A 24,215-nucleotide genomic window follows, 5' to 3' on the forward strand; every position below is an offset into this window, starting at 1 on the left:
AGGGCAATTACTGCGGTCATGGCGACGAATAATCAAGACTGGTCGACGGAAAAGACACAACCCAGTGTGGGAGCGAGCCTGCTCGCGATAGCGGTGGTTCAGCTTGCATTGATGCTGGATGTACTACCGCCATCGCGAGCAGGCTCGCTCCCACAAGGGTTATGTGTTAAAAATCCTGCGCCGCCACACAGCGTAGCGGCAAAACGTTCTCAGGGCGGGGTGCAATTCCCCACCGGCGGTAATTGCACGCAAGGTGCATAGCCCGCGAGCGCTTGGCGATGCACGGCTTTTGCGGTGCGGCGGCAAGGTCAGCAGACCCGGTGAGATCCCGGGGCCGACGGTCATAGTCCGGATGAAGAGAGAACGGGATCGGCACCCAAGGACCGCCTGCGGCTATCTGTGCGCGGCGCACCCTCGACTCCCCTTCGATTCATGACGCCCTGTTTTTCACACAAACAGGAACCAGAACATGCAACCCACTGCAATCGACAGCAAAATCAAACATCCGGGCGAGCGCGTTGCGTTCATCCAGGCCTGCTGGCACAAGGAAATCGTCGACCAGAGCCGTAACGGCTTCGTCGCGGAAATGATCAACCAGGGTTATCAGGAAAGTGATATCGACTTCTTCGAAGTCGGCGGCGCCTTCGAGATCCCGCTGCACGCCAAGCTGCTGGCCAAGTCAGGCCGCTACGCCGGCATCGTCGCCGCCGGCCTGGTGGTGGATGGCGGCATCTACCGTCACGAGTTCGTCGCCCAATCGGTGATCAGCGGCCTGATGCAGGTGCAGCTGGAAACCGAAGTGCCAGTGTTCTCGGTGGTGCTCACGCCGCATCACTTCCACGCCGGGGAAGAGCACCAGAAGTTCTTCTTCGAGCATTTCGTGCACAAGGGCCAGGAAGCGGCGAAGACCTGCGCTGATACGCTGCACAAGACCCGGGCGTTGCGTCGCACTGAGCCGCGCGCGGTGGCAGTCTAAACACCGAACCACCTGTGGGAGCGAGCCTGCTCGCGATGACGGAGTGTCAGTCGCCATGAATGTCGGCTGATATACCGCTATCGCGAGCAGGCTCGCTCCCACAAGGGCTCGGCGCTGGATTCAGGCCAGGTTTTCATCCGTGGCCGGCACAATCAGGATGCCCGCCCGCAAGCCATTCTTCACCTTGGGGTTCGGGAAGATGATCCGCGCACCCTCTTCTTCGATCACCCAACGGGTCTGGGCGATGTCTTCGGCCAGCACATAGCCTTTTCCCAGCTCCGAAAAGTTCTCGATGTCCGCCGGCAAGTTCAGGCGAAAGCTGTCGCTGTGCTTGATGATTTCCCGCGCCACGCTGAACAGCTGGAGGCCATCCAGCCCTTCGTCCAGTTCAGGCTCGTTGCCTTCGATGATCTGTTTCAGGCGGGTTTCCAGTAGGCTGACGTTGACGCCTTCGTTCTCCCCGAACGGCCGCGCCTTGCCCAGTTCCAGGGTAAAGGATTCAGCCCCGAGCTGGTCGTAGGTGTAGGCACTGAACACGATGGACGGCTTGTTCTGCAGCAGCACCGCTTCCATGCCCGCCGCACGCAGGCGGGCCAGTTCCCGACGTGAATGCTGGCGACCTTCCTTCCACGGGTACAGGGCGAACTGCTCGATCTTCGAACCACGGATGGCCGTGTGCAGGTCGTAGTGCAGGCGACTGCGCTCCGGCCGGCTGAAGAAGCTCGCGGCCAGCCGCTCCAGCTCACAGGCTCGCAACGCCTCCAGGCCACCGCTCAGTTCATGACGGCCGTTGAACAGCCGGTTGACATCCTGCTCGACGAAACGCTCACCGCGACGAATGGCCTCGGGGTTGCCGAACAGGAACAGAATGCGTGCCCGAGGCTTCACGTCTCCACGGGCGATGTCATGCAGCAGGCGGTCGAGCAATTCGATCGGCGCGGTTTCGTTACCGTGGATCCCCGCCGACAACAGCAGGTCCAGGCCATTGTCCCGGGCTTCGGGCGGCTTGACCTCCAGCGCGCCCTCGCTCAACCAGCGCATCCGTACGCCTTCGACAGTCAGTTGAGTCTTCTCCGCCGGTTCACGGCCGGCGAGGGTCAGTTCAAGCAGTTTGCCGAGGGCGAGCATAGCGCGGTTTCCTTAATGGTCGTGGCCGCAATCCGGGCCATGGACATGGTCATCGTCGCCGAGGTCGGCCGGTTCCATTTCCAGCTGCAGGCTGACCAGGTTGGTGGCCAACGGGCGCAACAACAGGTTGGCGTATTCCTCATCCCCTTCCTCGACATCCACGCCGATCAGCAGCTGACCGCGGCCGTCCTGCTGGATCCACAACTCCTTGCCCTGCCACATCACCGCCACGCGGGTGCAAGAGGTTTCCAGTTGGGTGCCGTCGGTGTCTTCAAGAATCAGCTGCAGTGCATCGCTCATGTTTTTACGTTCTCGTCTGGAAATAAGGCCACGCGCCCTGCTTTGACTGTAGTCAGGTCGCGGGCGCTTTCAATTGATCTGGAAAGGATAAACCGCGCCAAGTTTAAGGATTTGTGTCAGCTCATCCAGTGCCGACCGGCATTCGAGCAGCAATTGCGGGTCCGCCAGGTCGCTTTCGGTCATCCGGTCGCGGTAATGCCGCTCGACCCACTGGGTCAGCGAATCGTACAACGGCGCGGTCATGATAACCCCTGGGTTGACGGCCGCCAGTTCGGTTTCATTGAGGGCCACGCGCAACCTCAGGCACGCCGGGCCGCCACCGTTCTGCATGCTCTGCTTGAGGTCGAAGACCTGCACTTCGCGAATCACCCCGCCAGCGCCCGTCAAGCCTTGCAGATATTGCCAGACGCGTGGGTTGCTGCGGCACTCTTCCGGCACGATCAAGAGCATCGAGCCGTCAGGACGCGACAGCAGCTGGCTATTGAACAGGTAGGAACGCACCGCGTCATCGACGCTCACTGCGGAACGCGGCACGCACACAGATTGAAATTTCCCACCGACCCTGGCGAGTTTGCTGCTCAGTTCGGCCAGCATCTTGTCCGTCTCGAGAAACGCATCCTCGTGATAGAACAACACCTCGCCATTGCCGACCGCGATCACGTCGTTGTGGAACACGCCCTGATCGATCACCGACGGGTTCTGCTGGGCGTAGACCACGCCCTCTTCCCGCAGGCCATGCAAACGGGCGACCGCGCGGGACGCTTCGAGGGTCTGGCGTGCCGGGTATTTCTGCGGCGCCGGGTAACGGGTGTCGAACGCACTGCGACCGAACACAAAGAACTCGACGCCCGCCTCACCGTAGGTCCGGCAGAACCGGGTGTGGTTGGCCGCCCCTTCGTCGCCGAACTGCGCCACCGCCGGCAATGCGGCGTGATGGGCAAAGTGCTGTTGATCGGCAAACATCGCTCCCAGTACGCGACTGGTGGTCGGATGCTCGATGCTGCGATGGTATTTGCAGTTCAGGTTGGCGGCGGTGAAATGCACGCGGCCATCCGCGGTGTCGGCGCTTGGGCTGACGGTGGCGGCGTTGGCTACCCACATGCTGGAGGCCGAGCAACTGGCGACCAGCAGCGGCATCGCTTCTTTCGCGGCCTGCTGGATGACCTCGGCATCGCTGCCGGCAAAACCCAACCGGCGCAGGGCCGCCACGTCAGGGCGCTCCTGGGGCGCCAGCACACCTTGCTGGAAGCCCATGTCCATCAGCGCCTTCATTTTCGCCAAGCCCTGCAACGCCGCTTCCTTGGGATTGGAGCACGCCTGGCTGTTGCTCTGGGACGCGACGTTGCCGTACGAGAGCCCGCCGTAGTTATGGGTCGGCCCCACCAGACCGTCAAAGTTGACTTCAAAGGATTTCATCAGCGAGGCTCCACGAGGATCTGTTTTTTTATAGGCATCAAATAACAACGGCGGCGCGGCCATCGCGAGCAAGCTCGCTCCCACAGGGTTTTGCGCAACCCTTGTGGGAGCGAGCCTGCTCGCGATTGGGGTTCACCCCATTCTCACGCCAGGCGTCAGGCTGGCTGGCATCACCAGGCTCGGCGTCTCCAGGGACGCCACCGGATACGCACAATAGTCGGCCGCATAATAGGCACTGGCGCGATGGTTGCCCGAGGCGCCGACGCCGCCGAACGGCGCGCTACTGGCGGCACCGGTCAACTGCTTGTTCCAATTGACGATACCGGCACGGCTTTGCAGCCAGAATTCCTGGTAGCGCTCCTGGGAGTCCGACAACAAACCAGCCGCCAAGCCGTATTGGGTGTTGTTGGCCTCGGCGATGGCCGCTGGGAAATCCGCGTAGCGGATCACTTGCAGCAGTGGCCCGAACAGTTCTTCGTCAGGCCGCTCGGCCACTGCCGTCACATCGAGAATCCCCGGCGTCAGCAACGCGGCCTGGGGCTGTGGTTGAGTCATCGTCAGCAGCGCCACGGCGCCGAGGCCCAGCAGATGATTCTGCGCGTCCATCAGGGCTTTCGCCGCACCCAGGGAAACCACCGAGCCCATGAACGGCGCCGGCTGCTGGTCGAAAGCACCGACGTCAACGGTCGAGCTGACCGCCACCAGGCGCGCCAGCAGGGCATCGCCCCACGCCCCTTCCGGCACCAGCAAGCGGCGTGCACAAGTGCAGCGCTGGCCGGCGGAAATGAATGCCGACTGAATGATGGTGTAGACCGCCGCATCGACGTCCGCCACCTCGTCCACCACCAGCGGGTTGTTACCGCCCATTTCCAACGCCAGGATCTTGTCCGGGCGCCCGGAGAATTGTTGATGCAGCAGATTGCCGGTGCGGCTGGAGCCGGTGAAGAACAGCCCGTCGATGCCCGGATTCGCCGCCAGGGCGATGCCGGTTTCCCGTGCGCCTTGCAGCAAGTTCAGCACGCCCGCCGGCAACCCGGCTTCGACCCAACACTTGACCGTCAGCTCAGCGACTTTCGGGGTCAACTCGCTCGGCTTGAACAACACGCTGTTACCGGCCAGCAGCGCCGGCACGATGTGGCCGTTGGGCAAGTGACCGGGGAAGTTGTAAGGGCCGAACACTGCCACCACGCCGTGAGGCTTGTGCCGCAACACAGCGGTGGCGTCGCCCAGGGGGCCGCTCTTCTCGCCGGTCCGCTCGCGGTAGCTCTGCACCGAGATGGCAACCTTGTTGATCATGCTGGTGACTTCGGTGGCCGCTTCCCACAATGGCTTGCCGGTTTCCTCACCGATGCAGTGGGCCAGTTCGTCAGCGCGGCTCTTCAGCGCCGCGGCAAAGGCTTCCAGTACCTGGATGCGTTCATCCAGCGAACGCCGGGCCCAGTCCGGAAACGCCTGGCGCGCCGCCTGCACCGCCGACTCGACCTGCGCCGCCGTGGCGCCCTTGCCCGACCACAGCACTTGCTGGGTCACCGGGTTCAACGACTCGAACATGTCGCCCTGGCCTTCCAGCCAGCTTCCCGCGATATACAGCGAGTTCATCATTTCGACTCCCGAGCAGCAGACAACGCAACGGCGCGCACTTGATCGCCGGCGTTGAGTTGAAGGCGTTTGGCGGTCAGCGGATCGACCACCAGGGTGCCCGAGGCAAAACGCGCCGGGGCCGCCGTGATGCGGCAATCCAGGCACTTGCGGTTATGGATGAGGAACGGCGTGGCATCGTCGCCGGGCGTGCCGATGGCCAGTACCAGCGCCTGGCTATCGCGAATCGCGCGGATCTTGGCGGTTTCGCATTCCACGGCCGGGCCGGCATCGAAGATGTCGACGTAGCCCTGATAGTTGAACCCTTCGCTCTTGAGCATCGACAACGCCGGCTCCGTATCCGGATGAACCTGGGCGATCACGGCGCGGGCATCCTCGGACAGGAAACAGGTGTACAGCGGGAACTTGGGCATCAGTTCAGCGATGAACGCCTTGTTGCCGACACCGGTCAGGTAATCGGCCTGGCTGAATTCCATCTTGAAGAAGTGCCGGCCCAGGCTTTCCCAGAAAGGCGAACGGCCAGTGTCGTCGGACATGCCGCGCATCTCGGCGATGATCTTGTTGCCGAACAACTGCGGGTATTCAGCGATGAACAGCAACCGCGCCTTGGCCAGCATGCGGCCGTTGAGGCCATTGCGGTAGTCGGCGTGCAGGAACAGCGAACACAGCTCGGAATTGCCGGTCAGGTCGTTGGCAAGGAACAGCGTCGGGATTTCCCGGTAGATGCTCAGCTCCTGGGAAGCGCTCACCGTAAGGCCGACGCGGAAGTTGTACCAGGGCTCACGCAGGCCCACGGCACCGGCGATGGCGGAGATGCCCACAACCTTGCCGTCGTCGTCTTCGAGCACGAACAGGTAGTCCGAATCGCCACGCCCGGCTTCGCCGCGAAAGGTCTTCTCGGCCCAGCCGACCCGGTGGGCCAGGCGCTCTTCGTTGGCCGGCAAGGTGGTCAGGCCGGTGCCGGTGCTGCGGGCCAGGGCGATCAGAGCGGGTAAATCGCTGCTGCGTACGGGACGAACGATCATGCTATCTCCTCAGACGGGCCGCTCATGCCACCCGCGAAACTCAGACTTAAACCGCCACCAGGCGCACGCTGGCGCCTTCGCCAACACCCAGGGCCTCGGCCGCTTCCATGTCCAGGGTCACCGGTTTGCCGGGCGCGTAATCGAGCTCGAGCAACACGGCGCGGTAATCCTGCAACTGGGCATTGGCCACCAGGTATTGCCGACCGGCGCCCTTGACCGGCTCGCCGATCTTGACCGGCACCACGCGGCTCTGGGCAATCGAGCGGATCCCCGAGACCCGAGCATGCAAGGTCGGGCCGCCGTCGAAGATGTCGATGTAATGATCGGTCTCGAAGCCTTCGCGCATCAGGATGTCGAAGGTGATCTGCGCACGCGGATGAACCTGGCCCATGGCTTCCTGGGCGGCGTCCGGCAGCAGCGGCACGTAGATCGGGTAATGGGGCATCAGCTCGGCGAGGAAGGTACGGCTTTTCAGCCCGCACAGGCGCTCGGCGGCGGCGTAGTTGAGGTCGAAGAAGTTGCGGCCAATGGCGTCCCAGAACGGCGAGTCGCCATTTTCATCGCTGTAGCCGACGATCTCGGTCACCACCGAATCGGCGAACCGCTCCGGATGGCTGGCGACGAACAGTAGGCGCCCGCGGGAGTTGAGTTCCGCCCACGGCGATCCCACCAGGTCCCGGACCACATAGAAACTGGTCAGCAGGCTGTTGCCGGTCAGGTCGTGGCACTGGGAGAGCACGTGGATCTTGTTGTGGATCTTCAGCTCACGGGAGGCGTGAACGAACGTCTCGTTGCGAAAGCTGTAGAACGGCTCGGAATAACCGGCCGACGCAACGATGGCCGAACAGCCTGCCAACTTGCCGGTGGCAGTGTCTTCAAGGACGAAGAAATAGCTTTCTTCGCCATTGAAACTGACTTCGGCGGCAAACGAGGCTTCGCTCGCGGCGATCTTGTCGCTCAAGCGTTCCACGTCATCCGGCAAGGAAGTGACACCGATCGGACTGTCCGCAGCCAGACGCTGTACCTCGCCCAGATCCGCCATTTGCGCGGGGCGCATCACCAGCATGGTGTCACTCCTTAACTTGAAATAAAGGGTTCGACCAAAAGGGTCGATACACATAGAAAAAATGCCGCTTTTATGTGGGAGCGAGCCTGCTCGCGATGCAGACGACTCGGTCTGTCTAGCGGACCGAGGTGATATCAATCGCGAGCAGGCTCGCTCCCACAAAAGCCCGCCCCCAGTGGAGCCGGTTCAATTGAAATGAATCAGGCTTGGGTCAGCTTCGCCGCAGCCTTCTCGAAGCGGTCCAGGCCGGCGTCGATGTCGGCGTCTTCCACCACCAGGCTCGGGGCGAAACGGATCACGTCCGGGCCGGCTTGCAGGATCATCAGGCCTTCCTGTTCGGCGGCGTTGAAGATGTCCTTGGCCTTGCCTTTCCAGGCGTCGTTCAGCACGCAACCGATCAACAGGCCCAGACCGCGTACCTGAGTGAACAGGCCGTACTTGGCGCCGATCTGCTCCAGGCGGGTCTTGAACTTGTCGTGCTTGGCCTTGACGCCGCCGAGCACTTCAGGGGTGTTGACCACATCGATCACCGCCTCGGCCACCGCGCACGCCAGCGGGTTGCCGCCGTAAGTGGTGCCGTGGGTACCGACCACCAGGTGCTTGGCCAGCGCTTCGGTGGTGAGCATCGCCGCGATCGGGAAACCACCGCCCAGGCTCTTCGCGCTGGTGAGAATGTCCGGGACCACGCCGTAATGCATGTAGGCGAACAGCTCGCCGCTGCGGCCCATGCCGGTCTGCACTTCGTCGAACACCAGCAGCGCGTTGTGCGCATCGCACAGGTCGCGGGCACCTTGCAGGTAAGCCTGCTCGGCCGGCAGCACGCCGCCTTCGCCCTGGATCGGCTCCAGCACCACGGCGCAGGTCTTGTCCGAAACGGCCGCTTTCAAGGCTGCCAGGTCGTTATAGGGAACGTGGGTGATGCCGGTGATTTTAGGACCGAAGCCGTCGGAATATTTCGACTGTCCGCCGACGTTGACGGTGAACAGCGTGCGACCGTGGAAGCTGTTGAGCGCAGCGATGATTTCGTACTTTTCGGTGCCGAAACGATCGAACGCAACACGACGGGCCAGCTTGAAGGCGGCCTCGTTGGCTTCGGCGCCGGAGTTGCAGAAGAACGCACGCTCGGCGAATGTCGCGTCGACCAGTTTATGGGCCAGGCGCAGGGCCGGTTCGTTGGTGAAGACGTTGGAGACATGCCACAGCTTGTTGGCCTGCTCGGTCAGCGCGCCAACCAGGGCCGGGTGGGCGTGGCCCAACACGTTGACTGCAATACCGCCGGCGAAATCGATCAGCTCGCGGCCGGACTGGTCCCACACACGGGAACCGGCGCCACGCACGGGAATGAAGGCAGCAGGCGCATAGTTGGGGACCATTACCTGGTCGAAATCGGCGCGTTGTACCGCGGCTTGCTCAACGGACATCGGAGTCTCCTGAAGAGAAACACTCGCCTGGGAATGGCGAGCGATGAGGGGATTGTAAGGACAGTTTTCAGCCCGGCCTTGCCGCCAAGCGACAACTTCTTATAGCGCCAACCCCCGTTTTCATTGGGTTTATGGCAATGCGACAAATAGCGTCGCAAAGGCGCAGTTTAAACGTTGCGGGGGGATTTGAGGCACTGACATCCACAATTCCATTGCCAGGCACAACAGCAGTTTGGGAAAGGACAACTGTGGCGAGGGGATTTATCCCCGCTGGGCTGCAAAGCAGCCCCAAAACAACCAACTCAATCTGCCTGGCACACCGAGGCATCAGGGTTTAGGGGCGCTTTGCGCCCCAGCGGGGATAAATCCCCTCGCCACAGAAAGCACGCTTGCCACAGGTGTTGTGTCTGCCCTAGCCCCGCTCAGCCGGTACCGAAGACAATTCGAACGGGCTGCTGCTGCGTCGCTGGTTGCGGTCTTCCCGCGGCGTGGCGCCGAAGAAGTTGCGGTAGGCGCTGGAGAAGTGCGGCCCCGAGGAGAAGCCACAGGACAGGCCGATCTGGATGATGGATTTGCTGGTCTGCATCAGCATCTGCCGAGCCTTGTTCAGACGCAATTCCAGGTAGTACTGGCTCGGCACGCGGTTGAGGTATTGCTTGAAGATCCGCTCCAGTTGCCGACGGGATACGCACACGTGCTGAGCGATTTCGTCGGTGGTCAGCGGTTCTTCGATGTTGGCCTCCATCAGCAGCACCGCCTGGGTGAGCTTCGGATGACTGGAGCCGAGGCGGTTCTGCAACGGGATGCGCTGGCGCTCGCCGCCTTCACGGATGCGCTCGACCACCAGCTCTTCCGACACCGCCCCGGCCAGTTCCGCGCCATGATCGCGCGACAGCACCGCCAGCAGCAGGTCGAGCACCGACATGCCACCGCAGGCCGTCAGGCGGTCGCGATCCCAGTCGAACAGATGGCTGGTGGCGATGACCTTGGGAAAACGCTCGGAGAAATCGTCCTGCCAGCGCCAGTGCACGGCAGCGCGATAACCGTCAAGCAGGCCCAATTGAGCCAAGGGGTAAACACCGGCCGACAAGCCGCCGATCACACAGCCAGCCCGCACCAGTTGCTTGAGTGCGCTGCTCAGGTTCGAGGCCAGGGCAGCCGGTGGTTCATCAGCCAGCAGGAAAAGCTTCTGCAGACCTTCAAGCTTGCCAGCCCAGGGTTCGCCGGGTAACTGCCAGGCGCCCTCGCCCGCCGGTTCGGCCTGCAGAAACGACAGTTCGTAGACCACTTCCGGATGCACCCGCTGGGCGACACGCAAGGCCTCCTCGGCCAGCGCCAGCGTCAAGGCTTTAGTGCTGGGCCAAATCAGGAAACCAATTCGATGGGCAGTCATGGCGGGCGATCCGAAACAAAAACAGTGTTAAAGCCAAAAGCGGCTGCAACCAAATTAGACCATCTGGCACGTGGTGCGCAGCATGACCCAAATCAGGTGCGTAACGGGAGCAATTACTTGAGGCTTCCCGAAAGAAATTGTTGCAGGCGCTCCGATTGCGGATTGACCAGCACTTCACGCGGGTTGCCGCTTTCTTCGACGATGCCTTTGTGCAGGAACACCAGTTGGTTCGACACCTCGCGGGCAAAGCCCATTTCGTGGGTCACCACCACCATGGTCCGGCCTTCCAGGGCCAGGGCCTGCATCACCTTGAGCACATCGCCCACCAGCTCCGGGTCGAGGGCCGAGGTCGGTTCGTCGAACAACATGACTTCCGGCTCCATCGCCAGCGCCCGGGCAATCGCCACGCGCTGCTGCTCGCCGCCGGACATGTGGCCCGGGTAGGCGTCCTTACGATGGGCCACGCCGACTTTGTTCAGGTAATGCTCGGCCTTCTCGCGGGCCTCTGCCTTGGCCACGCCCAGCACATGCACCGGCGCTTCCATGATGTTTTCCAGCGCGGTCATGTGGGACCACAGGTTGAAATGCTGGAACACCATCGACAACCGCGAACGCATGCGCTGCAGTTGCTTGGGGTCCGCGGCCTTCAACGCGCCATCCTTGTTGGCTACCAGCTTCAGCTCTTCGTTGTTGAGCAGAATCTTGCCGGCATGGGGCTGCTCCAGCAGGTTGATGCACCGCAGGAAGGTACTTTTCCCGGAGCCACTGGAGCCGATGATGCTGATCACGTCACCGGCGGCGGCCTTCAGGGACACGCCCTTGAGCACTTCGTGACTGCCATAGCGTTTATGCAGGTCTTGGACTTCGAGCTTGTACATGTCGGTTCTCACAAAACGTCGTCGTTGGGCAGTCGATCGGGTCGATGCGTTATCAGTGCTTGCGCGGGGCCAGGTAACTCAGCCAGCGACGCTCGGCCAGCTTGAACAGGCGCACCAGGATGAAGGTCAGGCACAGGTAGAACACGCCGGCCGTGATGTAAGCCTCAAACGGCAGGTAATACTGGGCGTTCACCGTGCGCGCGGCACCGGTGATGTCGATCAGGGTCACGATGGAGGCCAGGCTGGTGGTCTGCAGCATCATGATCACTTCGTTGCTGTATTGCGGCAGCGCCCGGCGCAGGGCCGATGGCAGCAGGATCCGGCGATACAGGGTGACGCGCGACATGCCCATGGCCTTGGCCGCCTCGATCTCGCCATTAGGCGTGGCCCGCAGGCTGCCGGCGATGATCTCGGCGGTGTAGGCGCTGGTGTTGATGGCGAACGCCAGGCACGCACAGAAGGTCGCGCTGGACAGCCACGGCCAGAGGAAGCTCTCGCGCACGAACTCGAACTGCGCCAGGCCGTAGTAGATCAGGAACAGTTGCACCAGCATCGGCGTGCCGCGAATCACGTAGGTGTAGAGCCAGGCCGTCATGTTCACGACCGGCTGCTTGGACACCCGCATCAGCCCCAGGGGCAACGCCGCCAGCAGGCCGAAGAACAGCGACAGTGCCAACAGCTTCAGGGTGGTCAGCAGACCACCGAAGTACAGCGGCAAGGCTTCATAGATGACGTTGTAGTCGAAGATCATAGATCAGCCGCCCTTACGCCTACCGAGTAGCGCTTCTCAAGGTGACGCAATGCCAGCAACGACACGCTGGTGATCACCAGGTACATCGCCGCCACTGCCAGGAAGAAGGTGAAAGGCTCGCGGGTGGCATCCGCCGCCTGCTTGGCCTTGAACATCATGTCTTGCAGGCCCACCACCGAAATCAGCGCGGTGGCCTTGGTCAACACCAGCCAATTGTTGGTGAAGCCGGGAATCGCCAGGCGAATCATCTGCGGCACCAGCACCCGGAAAAACACCTGGAACCCGCTCATGCCATACGCCATGCCCGCCTCGGCCTGCCCCTTGGGGATCGCCATGAACGCCCCGCGAAAGGTTTCCGACAGGTAGGCCCCGAAGATGAAACCCAGGGTGCCGATACCGGCCGCCAACGGGTTCAGGTCGATGTAATCGTCGTAACCGAGCATCGGTGCCACGCGGTTGAGAAGGTCCTGGCCGCCGTAGAAAATCAGCAGGATCAGCACCAGGTCGGGAATGCCGCGGATGACCGTGGAATACAGGTCACCCAGCCACGCCAGCCAGCGCACCGGCGAGAGGCGCAACGCGACACCGATCAGTCCCAGGACGATGGCCAGGGCCATGGACGACAAGGCGAGCTGAAGCGTCAACCATGCGCCATCGAGGATGACAGCCCCGTAGCCTTTCAACATGATTCAGGTCCTCGAAAGTGGGATGAAAAAATGGCGCAAACCGCAGGGAGCCTGTTGCTTGCGCCATTTCGCACGAGTGGCGGGACGGTGTTACTTGCCGTAGATGTCGAAGGCGAAGTACTTGTCCTGGATCTGCTTGTATTTGCCGTTCTGGCGAATAGCGGCGATAGCGCCGTTGATCTTGTCTTTCAGGGCGTCGCCCTTGCGCACCGCGATGCCTACGCCGTCGCCGAAATATTTGACGTCGGTGAAGGCCGGCCCCACGAATGCGAAGCCTTTCCCGGCGTCGGTCTTCAGGAAGCCGTCATCCAACAGCGTAGCGTCTGCCACGGTGCCGTCGAGGCGGCCGGCGGAGACGTCCAGGTAGATCTCGTTCTGCGAGCCATATGGCTTGATCTCGGCACCCAACGGAGCGAGGACTTCACGGGCAAAACGCTCGTGGATCGAACCGCGCTGCACGCCGATGTTCTTGCCCTTGAGCTCGGTCAGGCCGTCGCTGACCTGGGTACCGGCCTTCATCACCAGGCGGGCCGGGGTGTTGTAGTACTTGTTGGTGAAGTCCACGGACTTCTTGCGATCTTCAGTGATCGACATCGAGGACAGGATCGCATCGATCTTGCGCACCTTGAGCGCCGGGATCAGACCGTCGAATTCCTGCTCGACCCACACGCACTTGACCTTCATTTCTTCGCACAGCGCGTTGCCGATGTCGTAGTCGAAACCGACGATGCTGCCATCCGGGGCTTTCGAGGCAAACGGAGGGTAAGCCGCTTCGATACCGATCTTCAGGGGCTTTTCATCGGCGAATGTCGGCAGGGACAGCACGGACAGTGCCAGGGCGCCAAGCAGCACAAGTTTCTTCATCTTGGGACTCCATCGGTAAAGGGCAAAACGGCAGAGTGAGCGACAGCCCAATATGCGAATGGGTGAAACGAACGTAGATGCTGCGTCCTAGGAAGCGGGCGTTTTTATCAACGCGGGCCACGACGAGCGAGTGATCGGCATTCTAACGACAGGCCCGAAGCCGATATTTCTTCAATGCGACAACAAATTACAGAAGCATCGAGAAAGCGGTTCGAGCGCATTGACAGCCCAGCAAATTCATGCAAAGGCAAAAGAAAGGAAACCAATACACGTAGCAAATTGCGGGCCCATTATTCGCAAACCCTTCTAATCCGGCAAGCACAGCGTGTCGGCTTATTTTATCGAGAAGCTGCGAACGCGATGAAACAGGGCTCGGCGTTTCCCATCGCCTCGGTAGGGTGCCTTTGGTTACACATTTCGAAACATCGGTAACGCCCAGAAGGGTCTGACGCTGAACGTCGATATTTATTCGCAGCCACCATGAGGCGCACACAAACCCTGTGGCGAGGGGATTTATCCCCGCTGGGCTGCGCAGCAGCCCCAAGACAGTTGACTCAATCTGTCTGGCACACCGAGGTGTCAGGGTTTAGGGCCGCTTCGCGCCCCAGCGGGGATAAATCCCCTCGCCACAGAAGCATCCTCACCACACGGGAATGCGCCACATACAAAAAAGCCCCGCCCGGCAATTACCGGCGGGGCTTTCAGGGATCACAAACCGTCGTCAGGCGACGTTCATGGTCTTGTGCGTCTCGATCAGATGCGCCACCACACCCGGATCGGCCAAGGTAGAGATATCACCCAATCCGTCGTACTCCGCCGTGGCGATCTTGCGCAGGATGCGGCGCATGATCTTGCCGGAGCGGGTCTTCGGCAGGCCCGGTGCCCACTGGATGACATCCGGCGAAGCAATCGGACCGATCTCCTTGCGCACCCAGTTCTTCAGCTCCAGACGCAACGCTTCGCTGGTTTCTTCGCCGGCATTGAGGGTGACGTAGACATAGATGCCCTGCCCCTTGATGTCATGCGGCACACCGACCACCGCCGCTTCGGCGACTTTCGGGTGGGCGACCATGGCGCTTTCGATCTCGGCCGTGCCCATGCGGTGACCGGACACGTTGAGCACGTCATCCACCCGACCGGTGATCCAGTAGTAGCCATCCTCGTCGCGACGGGCGCCGTCACCGGTGAAGTACATGCCGCTGAAAGTCTTGAAGTAGGTGTCGACGAAACGGTCATGGTCGCCGTACAGCGTCCGTGCCTGGCCTGGCCACGAATCGAGGATCACCAGGTTGCCTTCGGCCGCGCCTTCGATCAGGTTGCCGAGGTTGTCCACCAGTGCCGGCACCACGCCGAAGAACGGACGCGTGGCCGAACCCGGCTTCAACGCTGTCGCACCTGGCAACGGGCTGATCAGCACGCCACCGGTTTCGGTCTGCCACCAGGTGTCGACGATCGGGCAACGTTCCTTGCCGACGTTCTTGTAGTACCAGTCCCAGGCTTCCGGGTTGATCGGCTCACCCACCGAACCCAGCAGGCGCAGGCTGCTGCCATCGGCGCCTTCGACGGCGGCGGTGCCCGAGGCCATCATCGCGCGGATAGCGGTCGGCGCGGTGTAGAGGATATTGACCTTGTGCTTGTCGATGACCTGGGACACGCGGGTGATGTCCGGGTAGTTCGGCACGCCTTCGAACAACAGCGTGGTCGCGCCGTTCGCCAGCGGACCATAGACGATGTAGCTGTGGCCGGTGACCCAGCCGACGTCAGCGGTGCACCAGTAGATCTCACCCGGCTTGTAGTCGAACACCCGCTCATGGGTCATGGCCGCATACAGCAGGTAGCCGGCCGTGGTGTGTTGCACGCCCTTGGGCTTGCCGGTAGAACCGGAGGTGTAGAGGATGAACAGCGCTTCTTCGGCGCCCATTTCCTTCGGCGCGCAAACGGTGCCGGCGACTTTCATCAGGTCTTCGTACCAGATGTCGCGGTGCTGGTTCCACTTGATGTTGCCCGCCGTGCGCTTGCACACGATGACTTTCTGGATGCTGCTGGTTTCCGGGTTGGTCAGCGCGTCATCGACGTTGGCCTTGAGCGGGATCTTCTTGCCGGCACGCAGGCCTTCATCGGCGGTGATCACCACTTTGGATTTGCAGTCGATGATGCGACCGGCCAGTGCTTCAGGCGAGAAGCCTCCGAACACCACCGAGTGAATCGCACCGATCCGGGTACAGGCCAGCATGGCGACCACGGCTTCGGGGATCATCGGCATATAGATCGTCACCACGTCACCGCGGTGCACGTCCTGGCCGCGCAGGGCGTTGGCGAACTTGCAGACTTCTTCATGCAGTTCGCGATAAGTGATCTTGCGACTCTCGGCCGGGTCATCGCCCTCCCAGATGATCGCGACCTGATCGCCACGCTCGGCCAGGTGACGATCGAGGCAGTTGTAGGAAACGTTCAAGGTGCCGTCGGCAAACCACTTGATATCGACATGATGATCGTCGAAGGAGGTCTGCTTCACCGTGGTGAACGGCTTGATCCAGTCCAGGCGCTTGGCCTGCTCGCGCCAGAAGCCATCCGGGTTGACCACCGACTGTTGATACATGGCCTTGTAGGTCGCCTCGTCAGTCAGCGTACTGGCTGCTACCTCGGGACGAACGGGATACAGAGAAGCCGCACTCATGTTTCTTACCTCGGTGACATAGTTGTTTTTGTATGGTCCCGTTGTAGCCCGGGGCGGGCCTATGGAACCATTCGACGATGGTAGTAACAAGCCCCTACAAAATGTCGGTACTAGCGTGCACGACCACTATTACCGCCATCCCCCTGTGGGAGCGAGCCTGCTCGCGATGACGCCAGTCAATCCAGAACATATCCAACAGACAGTCCTCAGTTCCTGGCGATTATTACCAAATCAACCAAAAGTCTTTATCAAAACCCGGTCTGTTTGCATCCACCCCCACTCCCTAGAATCCACCCCGCCAACCGGCAAACACGATTAACGCAACAAGCCCCCACGAAGGCCGTTAATCCAACTTCCCAAACCTGCTCCACACGCACCCCCAAAAAGGTTGCGTGACCCCACTCGACCTCAAAAAAGGTGAAATCAAATGAAAGCTTTATGGGTTCTGGTCCTCGGCAGCCTCTGCGCAACAGCAATGGCTGACGAGGCCCCGACCGATGTCGCCCAGCAGAAACCGGCCATTGAGCAATACACCTACTCCACCCACCTGGACATCGCCAAAGTCATCTCCATGAGCACAGTCCCGAACGTCTGCGCAGTCGTCCCGGCGAAGATGGAATACGAAGACTCCAAAGGCCAACGCCACATCCTGCGCTACAGCCTCATGGGCAATGGCTGCTCCAACGGCTGATCAATACCGGTATTTTTCAGGGCCCGATTCCGATCGGGCCTGGTTGTGTCTGACGGCGTCGAAAACCCTCCCCAAACACAACATGTAGTGTAAAAACGCAAAAACAGCTCGTTTTTTGATCAAAAAATCCCGCCAGCCGATTCATGCAAAAAAAATCTATAACCGCCAAAGCCTTGTAAACCCTCGCTCCAACGCGGATACGCCCCTCACCGCACCCTCCGTGGGCGATTTCGCCGCACCACGTAGGCAAAAAAGTCCTTATAATGCCGCCTTAAACGGGCCTGCAATATTCCCTTACAGGGGATCAAGCCAGCCTGAAGCCCACGCAAAGGCCCCTCGCCTGTTCGCGTTCACAGCCGCTTCAGCACGACCCGTACATTTTTCTGTTTATTGCCTGCGTCAGCTGCAACAAACGATTTTCCAAGATCCACCGCCGCCAGCAGGCCTTCACCGGCTTCTGGCCCTCACGCAGGAGACGACACGTCATGCTGAGCTGGGACGAATTCGACAAAGAAGACGGCGAAGTCGCTGTAAAAGGCGCCAACGCCGGCCACGCTTCTGAAGCCAACATGGACCGCCTCGACAGCGCCGGCGGTGCCGCCGCGCTCGAAGCCCGCGCCGTGACGGCCAGCGACTCGGCCGCGATCATTCGCGCCAAAGCCGCCCTCGACAAACTCGACGTCGCCGAAGGCCTCGCCGAACTCGAAGGCGCCTCCGCCCGTGTCGCCGTCGATGAAAAGCGCATGATCAACTGCCGCGCCGACCTCAACCAGCTCGTGCCGTTCAAATACGACTGGGCCTGGCAGAAGTACCTGGACGGCTGCGCAAACCACTGGATGCCGCAAGAAGTCAACATGACCGCCGACATCGCCCTCTGGAAAAACCCGGAAGGCCTGACCGACGACGAGCGCCGCATCGTGATGCGCAACCTGGGCTTCTTCTCCACCGCCGACTCCCTGGTTGCCAACAACCTGGTCCTGGCCGTGTACCGCCTGATCACCAACCCGGAGTGCCGCCAGTACATCCTGCGCCAGGCCTTCGAAGAGGCGATCCATACCCACGCCTACCAGTACTGCATCGAATCCCTGGCCATGGATGAAGGCGAAATCTTCAACATGTACCACGAGATCCCATCGGTCGCGAAGAAAGCCGCCTGGGGCCTGAAGTACACCCGTTCGATCTCCGATCCGAAGTTCGAAACCGGCACCCCGGAAACCGACAAAGAGCTGCTGCGCAACCTGATCGCCTACTACTGCGTCCTGGAAGGCATCTTCTTCTACTGCGGCTTCACCCAGATCCTCTCCATGGGCCGTCGCAACAAAATGACCGGCGTCGCCGAGCAGTTCCAGTACATCCTGCGCGACGAATCCATGCACCTGAACTTCGGCATCGACGTGATCAACCAGATCAAGATCGAAAACCCACATTTGTGGGATGCCGAGATGAAGGAAGAAGCGACCCAGATGATCCTGCAAGGGACTCAGTTGGAGATCGAATATGCGCGTGACACCATGCCTCGCGGGGTGTTGGGGATGAATGCGGCGATGATGGAGGATTACCTCAAGTTCATTGCTAACCGTCGGTTGTCGCAGATTGGCTTGAAAGAGGAATACCCAGGGACGACCAACCCGTTCCCTTGGATGAGCGAGATCATGGACTTGAAGAAGGAGAAGAACTTCTTTGAGACGCGAGTGATTGAGTATCAGACGGGTGGGGCTTTGAGCTGGGATTGATAAGCTAAGCCTGTCAGCTAACGCTTTATTAAAAACCCCGTGAAAACGGGGTTTTTTGCATTCTGCGGAACCAGAACCGCGTTTAACTCTGGAGCAGGCTCACCACCTTTACCCTACGAAAGACTCAGAATCGTTCCGCATTGACGCCGTATCGCCTCGTTATCTACTCTTTGTCGCAGGTGCCTAAGAAACGCCCAACGTAGTAGCTAATCGCCGAACAGAGAACCGCGTACGGTCTAAGGACCTATGCATTCTGTGCAGAGCAACAGCTTGTTGGGATTTTTCTTACATCCTCTACGTCGGGCTCGCGCCGCTAACTTCATACGTAGAGGTCGTTATGCTCATAAAGAAACCATCCTGTTCTCCGCGTACCTCGGAGATCGATCATGCATGAAGCCTACATCCCGTCGGTTTTCACCCACCACAACCGCCACCTTCACGCCCTCCTCCTGGAAAACCAACCTTGGTTCTGTGCTCGCGACCTAGGGCGGTTGATGGGTGTGCATCTAAACGACCGCATGGTCAGCAAACTGGACGAGGACCAGCGACACGTTCTGTTAATCCGTTACCACGGCCAGCCTGAAAAACGGCTGATGCTCAGCGAATCCGGCGTCTATGCACTACTGGTTTACCACTACGCACCGGGAAATCGCTTGTTACGCGAGTGGCTGACGCACCAAGTGGTACCGGCAATGCGAGACGCGCAGGCACCAAGCGATACCGACCGGCCCATGCTGAGTGTTTTGGATTGGCCGGAGATGTCCATGATTCTGCTGCATTGGCAAAACGACGGCTGGATTCGGCTTCGGGACATGCCCTGTCTGTTGCTCAACCGGACGCGTGGCCGGGCGAGGTCGATCAAGCCGTGGTGGCGTAGATTGCTTGAGGTATTTCATGTGTCTGGGCATTCGGTTTCCTAGGAGCATTCCGAGAGAAGGCTCTGCCTTTTTCTGTAGGAATTTTCGTAGACAGGGGTAAAGGCCAGTCAGTATCGTCCGAGGGTTTTCAACCCTCGGCGGCTGTATGGACACACCAACTGAAAAAAGTGGCTGGAGCGATGATGAGCTTGAGGCGTCGGTCGATGCGTACTTGACGATGCTCGCCCGCGAGTTAAGCGGCCAGACATTCAAGAAGTCGGTTGAGAACCAGCTTTTGCGTGATGGACCGCTGAACAAGCGCAGTGCCTCATCGGTGGAATACCGCATGCAAAATATCTCGGCGGTGTTGGAACAGATGGGTATGCAGCGCATCAGCGGCTACATGCCCGCTAAGAACATTGGCGCGGGTGTAGCTCAGCGAATTCGTAAGGTGCTTGCCAACAAGGTGATGCCCGACGCAGATGAAGTTGCTCCGACATCTGATCAGCGAACCTTGATCAGCCGAGCCTCGAAGTTGCAAAAGAATGGACTCAAGGTCGAACCATCAGGGAATCCCAATCCGGCGCAGGTCAGTATGACTACGACGGCTTACGTTCGGGATCCGAAAGTTCGGGCGTGGGTTGCAGAGTTGGCAAAAGGTGTTTGCGAAGGTTGCGGCCAGAAGGCACCGTTCGAGGTGGATGGGTTGCCGTTTCTTGAGGTGCATCATGTGAAGCATTTGGCGCAGCAAGGGTCGGACAGTATTACTAATGCCGTTGCGTTGTGTCCGAACTGCCATCGGCGGTGTCACCTTGCCAGTGATCGAGAGGCGTTCACCTTGTCGTTGTATGAGAGGGTTGGGCGGCTGGTTGTTGAGTGACGACATTTAGTTAAGCGGGTCTGCTTCGCAGCCCAGCGGGAGCTGGGCTCCCTCGCCACGGGGATGGAGCAAGGCTCCAGTCCAACTTCTACTGGAGATATTTAATGGCTAACGAGTTTAAAAGTGCGGCTTCGAGTCGATTCACAGCTCGGCTGAAGCGCTGCTGAAGATCGGCGCTATCGACGAGGTCACCATGGGCGAGTTCGACGAGGCCTGCATTGGTGAGGAGCCTGTTGAAATCCCGCCTGCTCAGATTGAGTAAACCTGGCTAGTAGATGAGGAAGGGGCCTTTACTCATCCGGTTGAGCCCTTGTCGCCATCCTTAGCCGCTCAATTGGCTCGCAGAGCAGCCACTCTGCGGAGCTCAACCCGCCTACTTGCGCCGAGGCTTAGCCCCACGAATCGGCGCGTTAGCGGCGGGCTTGTGCGGTTTAGGCGGCGGCGCATAAATGGTTTGGAGCGCTGCGGTCAGTCCCAGGCGAAGACCGAATTTCCGCAAGATGGATTCGATGGTGCTTAGGGTCGGATTGCCCTTGTCCTTCTCAATCTGGTACAGCGCTTTCGTCGACATCTTGCACATCAGCGCAAAGGTGTCCTGGTCCAGACCGGTTACCTCGAGCCTTAGCCGGCGAACAGCGGTTCCGAGGGTTTCGTTCCCCATTGCATGCTGAGTCGCGATGTCTTCAATGAGCATCTTGCGCCGTTCGCCAGGGTTCTCATTCATCGAAATTCTCGTTCAACCATAAGCAACAGTCACCCATTCCCAGCAATATAATTCCGGTTACCTGAGCATTCGCACTCATATCCGGCATTATAATACCGACTACCATATATCTTCGGTAGGGTGGTCAAAATCAGTAGATATCCAAATCTTCCCCTTCAACCGCCCAGGTTTGCGCACCCGAGATGAATCGACATGAGGCAGCAGGTCCAAATAAGGCTTGCCGCCCTTGGTGATCACCACCTTGTCGCCACGCCATGCACGCTCAGCCAGTTGGGAGAGCATGGACTTTGCCTCGTGCATGTTCACTTGCACCCGCTCACTCATCTAACACCTCCATCGGATTAGCCAAGTTAACCTGAGCAGAATATTTTCGATAGGCATGCTCGGGTTGACCGCCTGACGTTTTTTGCGCCGCATTAAAAACATTCAGTGCAACCCGCCCCACCACCCGCTATTAATACCCTCCCCCACTCACGGACCCGAGCCCGTCATGAAATTCGACCTCGCCTACTGCCGCAGCCTCGACGACAAGCTGTCGATCTATGACGTGCGCGATCTGAATTTTGACGAAACGATGGACTTCGATTCCGCGAAGGAACATTTCCAGTGCCCCAACGATGCCTGTCGGGCGGCGTTCGATGCGGCGAATGTGTTGGGGACGTTCAATGCCAAGAATGTGAATTACGTGCGCACGCCGCACTTCAAGAACATTCCCAGCACGCGGCATGTCGAGGGTTGTCCTTATACCAGTCTGAAAACTCCGGCTACCGGCCTGGAGGCGGATGCTGCGGAGTCGGATGATGGTCGAGAGGAACACTTCCCTTCGGAGTTATTGCTGACCCGGCGCGAGTATGTGCGCAAGCCGTCCAGCCCGGTGGCGGCGGCGGACGTGATGCGCGAGGCGCGAGTGCCTTCAGCCGACAATAAAGTCGAGCACCCGAGCCGTGATTCAGCGCCGGACAAGACCAGTGTCTTCGCCCATCCGGTGGAGTGCTTTGTGTCGAACTTCGCGGACAAGGACCTGCTCAAGCGCATGTCGCTGAAGATTGGCGAGCACACGGCGCCCTATGCATCGTTCTTCAAGAAGATCGAATACCTGCTAGATAACAAGGGGCTGATCTACTGGGGCAAGATCAAGAAGATCGAGGATTATCACAGTGCCAGTTTTCGCGTCGACTTCGAGCAAAAGGTCTGGGTCAAGCTACCGGGCGAGGCGAAGAAGAAGCCTTATTCGGTCAACGTTTACCTGAGCAAGAAGCTGATCGACAGCTACCGCAAGCGCAAGGCATTTCTCGAAGAGATCAAGCAGGCCGCCGAGAGCGGGCGAGATTTGTATTGTTTCTTTTATGGTGTGACGCCGGAACTCAAGCAAGTGCCGAGCAAGAAAAACCCCGAACAGACGTTCGGGGTATTCAGCGTAAACATCGAGAACCTGGAGCACTTCATTATTCGTGAAGCGCCGGGGTTGGATGCCGGGTGATCCGGTTCAATAGCTGCGGTCACTTGTTAGCTGGGCATAAGAGCTGTCACTGGAAAACCCCACTGTTGCGCCTCATGTTCTTGTGTCGCTCAAGGACCGCCGCTACCTCTGCTTCGCCGACACCACAATACTGCTGGAGCCAGTGCACTAACATTAGCTCGCTCGGCCTGAGGTAGCCCCCAGAGCCTTTGACACTTTTCAGCATACCGTTGACCCATTGATCCCATCCGAGAACAGAGGCTTCATCCGGAGGCAGGCCTTCTTCCATGGCTAGATTTGTAAACATCCAGACGACTTCATTGAGATGCCCTTGAACGCTACGATTACCGCGTTTGTAGAAATGATATTGGCTGTCACCGGCCTGTAGACGTTCGAATTCGGATGCGAGTTTGAAATACTCCAGCGCACCGCTACGCGTCGCATCTTGCATCATGCCGTGGACCCAACGGCCCAGGAGACGCTGTAGGAAACCTGGAAGATCAGCTTTCCTCGCCTCTGGAAACACCATGCAGTAGCGCGTCTTGACGTGCATGACGAACAGCACATGCTTTCGGTAAATGGTTGTGGCATGGACCAGCCATTCCTCGCATGGCAGGCCATCCGTTGAATCGTATTCCTGAGTAGCCAAAGGTGGTTTTTCAACCGGTGTGACTTTTTTGCCCTTATGCACGCGACTGAAGAATTTGCTCGCGTCTTCGGTGCAGTTGAATACCAGCATGATTCTTTCCAGTGAACTATTTATTTCGTCGCTCAGGCTCTTCGTCCAACCTCAACACATAAGGCCGACGAACCACATAATCGATTCCACGCAACATGACGTCGCTGAACACGGACAACTCGTCATCAGTGAGCAGATCGTATTTCACCATATAGCCCAGGCACATGGGGGCACTTGACCGGCTGAAATGGTCAAAAGCTTCGGCCATGTCTTTGTCGCGGCCATGAATCATACGGTAAAGCTTCAGGTATCGATCATGGGTCGATAAAGCTTCATGTTGGCTGATGGTGGTGGCGTCGTTGAGGACACCTCGACAGAAACGGTCGAGGGCGACTTCGCGCAGCTTCTTGAATTGTTTCCAGTCAGATTCGGAAATAACCATGTCGAGTCCTCCGGGCAAAATACGCCAAGTGAGAGCCCCAGAAGGCTAGCAGATCAACATAGCCGAATCCCGGCAGGTCGTCCCCCACGCATCCCCCTGCTCCGTCGGGTGCTGGGCCAGCCCTCAAGCGCCTGGTTGGAGAAGACCGCTGGTCACCCATCAAAAAAATGAGATTGATCCGACTTCAAAACAACTGTACAAAAACACAGTATTTTTGAATCCACTGCTTTGGAGAATCCCATGGCCTCTCTCGCAATCAAAACCACCCTGGAACGCATCGCTGTCTATCAATTCACCCCTGCCCACAGCGCACAGGCCCGAGTCATGCTGGGCTGGAGTGTCGAGGAGTTGTCCCGGCAATCCGGGGTTTCGGTCAAGGCCATCCGGCGCTTCGAAGCGGGAGGTGAGTTGCTCGATGTGACACGCCTGGCGCTTGCGTTCTGCCTTGAAGCCGAAGGCCTGGTGTTCTTCCCCGGCTTCGCACCGGGGCGTGGCATGAATATCAAGGGCGCCACGCCGGATCCGATGGGGCGGGCCGACTACGCGATGATCGAATAGCCGGATCGTTGC

At 59.6% G+C, this 24,215-nt stretch carries 24 protein-coding genes and 1 riboswitch; of the genes, 7 read left to right on the forward strand and 17 right to left on the reverse strand.

Going from position 1 to position 24,215, the window contains the following annotated elements; genetic code table 11:
- The first annotated feature begins 201 nt into the window (after nt 1-201).
- Nucleotides 202-369, forward strand: a riboswitch (FMN riboswitch).
- Nucleotides 370-469: 100 nt separating this feature from the next.
- On the forward strand, nt 470-976 hold the full coding sequence (locus tag LOY67_RS21085; RefSeq protein ID WP_265064274.1) for a 6,7-dimethyl-8-ribityllumazine synthase: 507 nt from the start codon (nt 470-472) through the stop codon (nt 974-976).
- Between the two features lie 120 nt (nt 977-1,096).
- Here LOY67_RS21085 and astE read toward each other — a convergent pair whose 3' ends face one another.
- The 13 genes from astE to acs form a co-directional block, all read right to left on the reverse strand.
- A complete protein-coding gene (astE, locus tag LOY67_RS21090) occupies nt 1,097-2,104 on the reverse strand; it encodes a succinylglutamate desuccinylase (protein WP_265064275.1) in 1,008 nt (335 codons plus the stop codon).
- A 12-nt stretch (nt 2,105-2,116) separates the two neighbouring features.
- A complete protein-coding gene (locus LOY67_RS21095; protein ID WP_024776525.1) occupies nt 2,117-2,404 on the reverse strand; it encodes a hypothetical protein in 288 nt (95 codons plus the stop codon).
- Between the two features lie 69 nt (nt 2,405-2,473).
- The gene (gene astB / locus LOY67_RS21100; protein WP_265064276.1) at nt 2,474-3,820 is read right to left on the reverse strand and encodes an N-succinylarginine dihydrolase; all 1,347 of its coding nucleotides are present in this window, start codon (nt 3,818-3,820) and stop codon (nt 2,474-2,476) included.
- Nucleotides 3,821-3,952: 132 nt separating this feature from the next.
- Nucleotides 3,953-5,422 (reverse strand): succinylglutamate-semialdehyde dehydrogenase, encoded by a 1,470-nt coding sequence (gene astD, locus LOY67_RS21105; RefSeq protein ID WP_265064277.1) that lies wholly within the window; start codon nt 5,420-5,422, stop codon nt 3,953-3,955.
- A complete protein-coding gene (gene astA / locus LOY67_RS21110) occupies nt 5,419-6,444 on the reverse strand; it encodes an arginine N-succinyltransferase (protein ID WP_265064278.1) in 1,026 nt (341 codons plus the stop codon). Before astA ends, astD begins: the two co-directional genes overlap by 4 nt.
- Nucleotides 6,445-6,490: 46 nt before the next feature.
- Nucleotides 6,491-7,510, reverse strand: a complete 1,020-nt coding sequence (gene aruF, locus LOY67_RS21115) for an arginine/ornithine succinyltransferase subunit alpha (RefSeq protein ID WP_265064279.1) — start codon at nt 7,508-7,510, stop codon at nt 6,491-6,493.
- Between the two features lie 200 nt (nt 7,511-7,710).
- On the reverse strand, nt 7,711-8,931 hold the full coding sequence (locus LOY67_RS21120; protein ID WP_265064280.1) for an aspartate aminotransferase family protein: 1,221 nt from the start codon (nt 8,929-8,931) through the stop codon (nt 7,711-7,713).
- Between the two features lie 412 nt (nt 8,932-9,343).
- Nucleotides 9,344-10,324 carry a transcriptional regulator ArgR gene (gene argR / locus LOY67_RS21125; protein ID WP_047701099.1) on the reverse strand — a complete coding sequence of 327 codons (981 nt, stop codon included), beginning with the start codon at nt 10,322-10,324 and terminating at the stop codon, nt 9,344-9,346.
- A 113-nt stretch (nt 10,325-10,437) separates the two neighbouring features.
- Nucleotides 10,438-11,202, reverse strand: coding sequence for an ABC transporter ATP-binding protein (locus LOY67_RS21130; RefSeq protein ID WP_175363326.1), 765 nt, complete (start codon nt 11,200-11,202; stop codon nt 10,438-10,440).
- A 52-nt stretch (nt 11,203-11,254) separates the two neighbouring features.
- Complete coding sequence (locus tag LOY67_RS21135; RefSeq protein WP_265064281.1) at nt 11,255-11,953, reverse strand: ABC transporter permease; 699 nt, start codon at nt 11,951-11,953, stop codon at nt 11,255-11,257.
- Nucleotides 11,950-12,639, reverse strand: a complete 690-nt coding sequence (locus tag LOY67_RS21140; protein ID WP_025215109.1) for an ABC transporter permease — start codon at nt 12,637-12,639, stop codon at nt 11,950-11,952. The genes LOY67_RS21135 and LOY67_RS21140 overlap by 4 nt, the downstream gene beginning before the upstream one ends.
- A gap of 90 nt (nt 12,640-12,729) precedes the next feature.
- Nucleotides 12,730-13,503 carry an ABC transporter substrate-binding protein gene (locus LOY67_RS21145; RefSeq protein WP_265064282.1) on the reverse strand — a complete coding sequence of 258 codons (774 nt, stop codon included), beginning with the start codon at nt 13,501-13,503 and terminating at the stop codon, nt 12,730-12,732.
- Nucleotides 13,504-14,224: 721 nt separating this feature from the next.
- A complete protein-coding gene (gene acs / locus LOY67_RS21150; RefSeq protein ID WP_265064283.1) occupies nt 14,225-16,180 on the reverse strand; it encodes an acetate--CoA ligase in 1,956 nt (651 codons plus the stop codon).
- 427 nt (nt 16,181-16,607) lie between these two features.
- On the opposite strand from acs, the gene LOY67_RS21155 reads away from it, so the two are divergent.
- The 4 genes from LOY67_RS21155 to LOY67_RS21170 all read left to right on the forward strand — a co-directional run bounded on the left by LOY67_RS21155 (nt 16,608) and on the right by LOY67_RS21170 (nt 20,341).
- Entirely contained in the window at nt 16,608-16,871 is a 264-nt protein-coding gene (locus LOY67_RS21155) for a DUF2790 domain-containing protein (protein ID WP_265064284.1), read from the forward strand.
- Between the two features lie 485 nt (nt 16,872-17,356).
- Nucleotides 17,357-18,604, forward strand: coding sequence for a ribonucleotide-diphosphate reductase subunit beta (locus tag LOY67_RS21160; RefSeq protein WP_024776511.1), 1,248 nt, complete (start codon nt 17,357-17,359; stop codon nt 18,602-18,604).
- Nucleotides 18,605-18,990: 386 nt separating this feature from the next.
- The gene (locus tag LOY67_RS21165) at nt 18,991-19,524 is read left to right on the forward strand and encodes a Bro-N domain-containing protein (protein ID WP_265064285.1); all 534 of its coding nucleotides are present in this window, start codon (nt 18,991-18,993) and stop codon (nt 19,522-19,524) included.
- A 103-nt stretch (nt 19,525-19,627) separates the two neighbouring features.
- Nucleotides 19,628-20,341 carry an HNH endonuclease gene (locus LOY67_RS21170; protein ID WP_265064286.1) on the forward strand — a complete coding sequence of 238 codons (714 nt, stop codon included), beginning with the start codon at nt 19,628-19,630 and terminating at the stop codon, nt 20,339-20,341.
- 373 nt (nt 20,342-20,714) lie between these two features.
- Here LOY67_RS21170 and LOY67_RS21175 read toward each other — a convergent pair whose 3' ends face one another.
- Together LOY67_RS21175 and LOY67_RS21180 are read right to left on the reverse strand one after the other, a co-directional pair.
- A complete protein-coding gene (locus LOY67_RS21175) occupies nt 20,715-21,065 on the reverse strand; it encodes a helix-turn-helix domain-containing protein (RefSeq protein ID WP_265064287.1) in 351 nt (116 codons plus the stop codon).
- Between the two features lie 99 nt (nt 21,066-21,164).
- Entirely contained in the window at nt 21,165-21,389 is a 225-nt protein-coding gene (locus LOY67_RS21180; RefSeq protein WP_265064288.1) for a type II toxin-antitoxin system Phd/YefM family antitoxin, read from the reverse strand.
- 166 nt (nt 21,390-21,555) lie between these two features.
- On the opposite strand from LOY67_RS21180, the gene LOY67_RS21185 reads away from it, so the two are divergent.
- A complete protein-coding gene (locus tag LOY67_RS21185; protein ID WP_265064289.1) occupies nt 21,556-22,545 on the forward strand; it encodes a hypothetical protein in 990 nt (329 codons plus the stop codon).
- A 46-nt stretch (nt 22,546-22,591) separates the two neighbouring features.
- Here the strand turns inward: LOY67_RS21185 and LOY67_RS21190 are convergent, their stop codons facing one another.
- Both LOY67_RS21190 and LOY67_RS21195 read right to left on the reverse strand, forming a co-directional pair.
- On the reverse strand, nt 22,592-23,263 hold the full coding sequence (locus LOY67_RS21190; RefSeq protein WP_265064290.1) for a DUF6933 domain-containing protein: 672 nt from the start codon (nt 23,261-23,263) through the stop codon (nt 22,592-22,594).
- A gap of 16 nt (nt 23,264-23,279) precedes the next feature.
- Entirely contained in the window at nt 23,280-23,645 is a 366-nt protein-coding gene (locus tag LOY67_RS21195; RefSeq protein ID WP_265064291.1) for a hypothetical protein, read from the reverse strand.
- A 240-nt stretch (nt 23,646-23,885) separates the two neighbouring features.
- On the opposite strand from LOY67_RS21195, the gene LOY67_RS21200 reads away from it, so the two are divergent.
- Nucleotides 23,886-24,203: a helix-turn-helix domain-containing protein gene (locus tag LOY67_RS21200; protein WP_265064292.1), complete on the forward strand. Its 318-nt coding sequence runs from the start codon at nt 23,886-23,888 to the stop codon at nt 24,201-24,203.
- Nucleotides 24,204-24,215 lie beyond the last annotated feature (12 nt).

The organism is Pseudomonas sp. B21-056, from assembly GCF_026016325.1.
Taxonomy (GTDB): domain Bacteria; phylum Pseudomonadota; class Gammaproteobacteria; order Pseudomonadales; family Pseudomonadaceae; genus Aquipseudomonas.

Coding starts and splice junctions, on each gene's coding strand:
- LOY67_RS21135 (WP_265064281.1), bottom strand. CDS start 11,953: ATGATCTTCGACTACAACGTCATCTATGAAGCCTTGCCGCTGTACTTC.
- LOY67_RS21155 (WP_265064284.1), top strand. CDS start 16,608: ATGAAAGCTTTATGGGTTCTGGTCCTCGGCAGCCTCTGCGCAACAGCA.
- LOY67_RS21120 (WP_265064280.1), bottom strand. CDS start 8,931: ATGTCCGTTGAGCAAGCCGCGGTACAACGCGCCGATTTCGACCAGGTA.
- argR (WP_047701099.1), bottom strand. CDS start 10,324: ATGACTGCCCATCGAATTGGTTTCCTGATTTGGCCCAGCACTAAAGCC.
- LOY67_RS21140 (WP_025215109.1), bottom strand. CDS start 12,639: ATGTTGAAAGGCTACGGGGCTGTCATCCTCGATGGCGCATGGTTGACG.
- LOY67_RS21095 (WP_024776525.1), bottom strand. CDS start 2,404: ATGAGCGATGCACTGCAGCTGATTCTTGAAGACACCGACGGCACCCAA.
- LOY67_RS21130 (WP_175363326.1), bottom strand. CDS start 11,202: ATGTACAAGCTCGAAGTCCAAGACCTGCATAAACGCTATGGCAGTCAC.
- LOY67_RS21185 (WP_265064289.1), top strand. CDS start 21,556: ATGAAATTCGACCTCGCCTACTGCCGCAGCCTCGACGACAAGCTGTCG.
- LOY67_RS21175 (WP_265064287.1), bottom strand. CDS start 21,065: ATGAATGAGAACCCTGGCGAACGGCGCAAGATGCTCATTGAAGACATC.
- acs (WP_265064283.1), bottom strand. CDS start 16,180: ATGAGTGCGGCTTCTCTGTATCCCGTTCGTCCCGAGGTAGCAGCCAGT.
- LOY67_RS21190 (WP_265064290.1), bottom strand. CDS start 23,263: ATGCTGGTATTCAACTGCACCGAAGACGCGAGCAAATTCTTCAGTCGC.
- astB (WP_265064276.1), bottom strand. CDS start 3,820: ATGAAATCCTTTGAAGTCAACTTTGACGGTCTGGTGGGGCCGACCCAT.
- LOY67_RS21180 (WP_265064288.1), bottom strand. CDS start 21,389: ATGAGTGAGCGGGTGCAAGTGAACATGCACGAGGCAAAGTCCATGCTC.
- LOY67_RS21170 (WP_265064286.1), top strand. CDS start 19,628: ATGGACACACCAACTGAAAAAAGTGGCTGGAGCGATGATGAGCTTGAG.
- LOY67_RS21085 (WP_265064274.1), top strand. CDS start 470: ATGCAACCCACTGCAATCGACAGCAAAATCAAACATCCGGGCGAGCGC.
- astD (WP_265064277.1), bottom strand. CDS start 5,422: ATGATGAACTCGCTGTATATCGCGGGAAGCTGGCTGGAAGGCCAGGGC.
- LOY67_RS21195 (WP_265064291.1), bottom strand. CDS start 23,645: ATGGTTATTTCCGAATCTGACTGGAAACAATTCAAGAAGCTGCGCGAA.
- astE (WP_265064275.1), bottom strand. CDS start 2,104: ATGCTCGCCCTCGGCAAACTGCTTGAACTGACCCTCGCCGGCCGTGAA.
- astA (WP_265064278.1), bottom strand. CDS start 6,444: ATGATCGTTCGTCCCGTACGCAGCAGCGATTTACCCGCTCTGATCGCC.
- LOY67_RS21160 (WP_024776511.1), top strand. CDS start 17,357: ATGCTGAGCTGGGACGAATTCGACAAAGAAGACGGCGAAGTCGCTGTA.
- aruF (WP_265064279.1), bottom strand. CDS start 7,510: ATGCTGGTGATGCGCCCCGCGCAAATGGCGGATCTGGGCGAGGTACAG.
- LOY67_RS21165 (WP_265064285.1), top strand. CDS start 18,991: ATGCATGAAGCCTACATCCCGTCGGTTTTCACCCACCACAACCGCCAC.
- LOY67_RS21145 (WP_265064282.1), bottom strand. CDS start 13,503: ATGAAGAAACTTGTGCTGCTTGGCGCCCTGGCACTGTCCGTGCTGTCC.
- LOY67_RS21200 (WP_265064292.1), top strand. CDS start 23,886: ATGGCCTCTCTCGCAATCAAAACCACCCTGGAACGCATCGCTGTCTAT.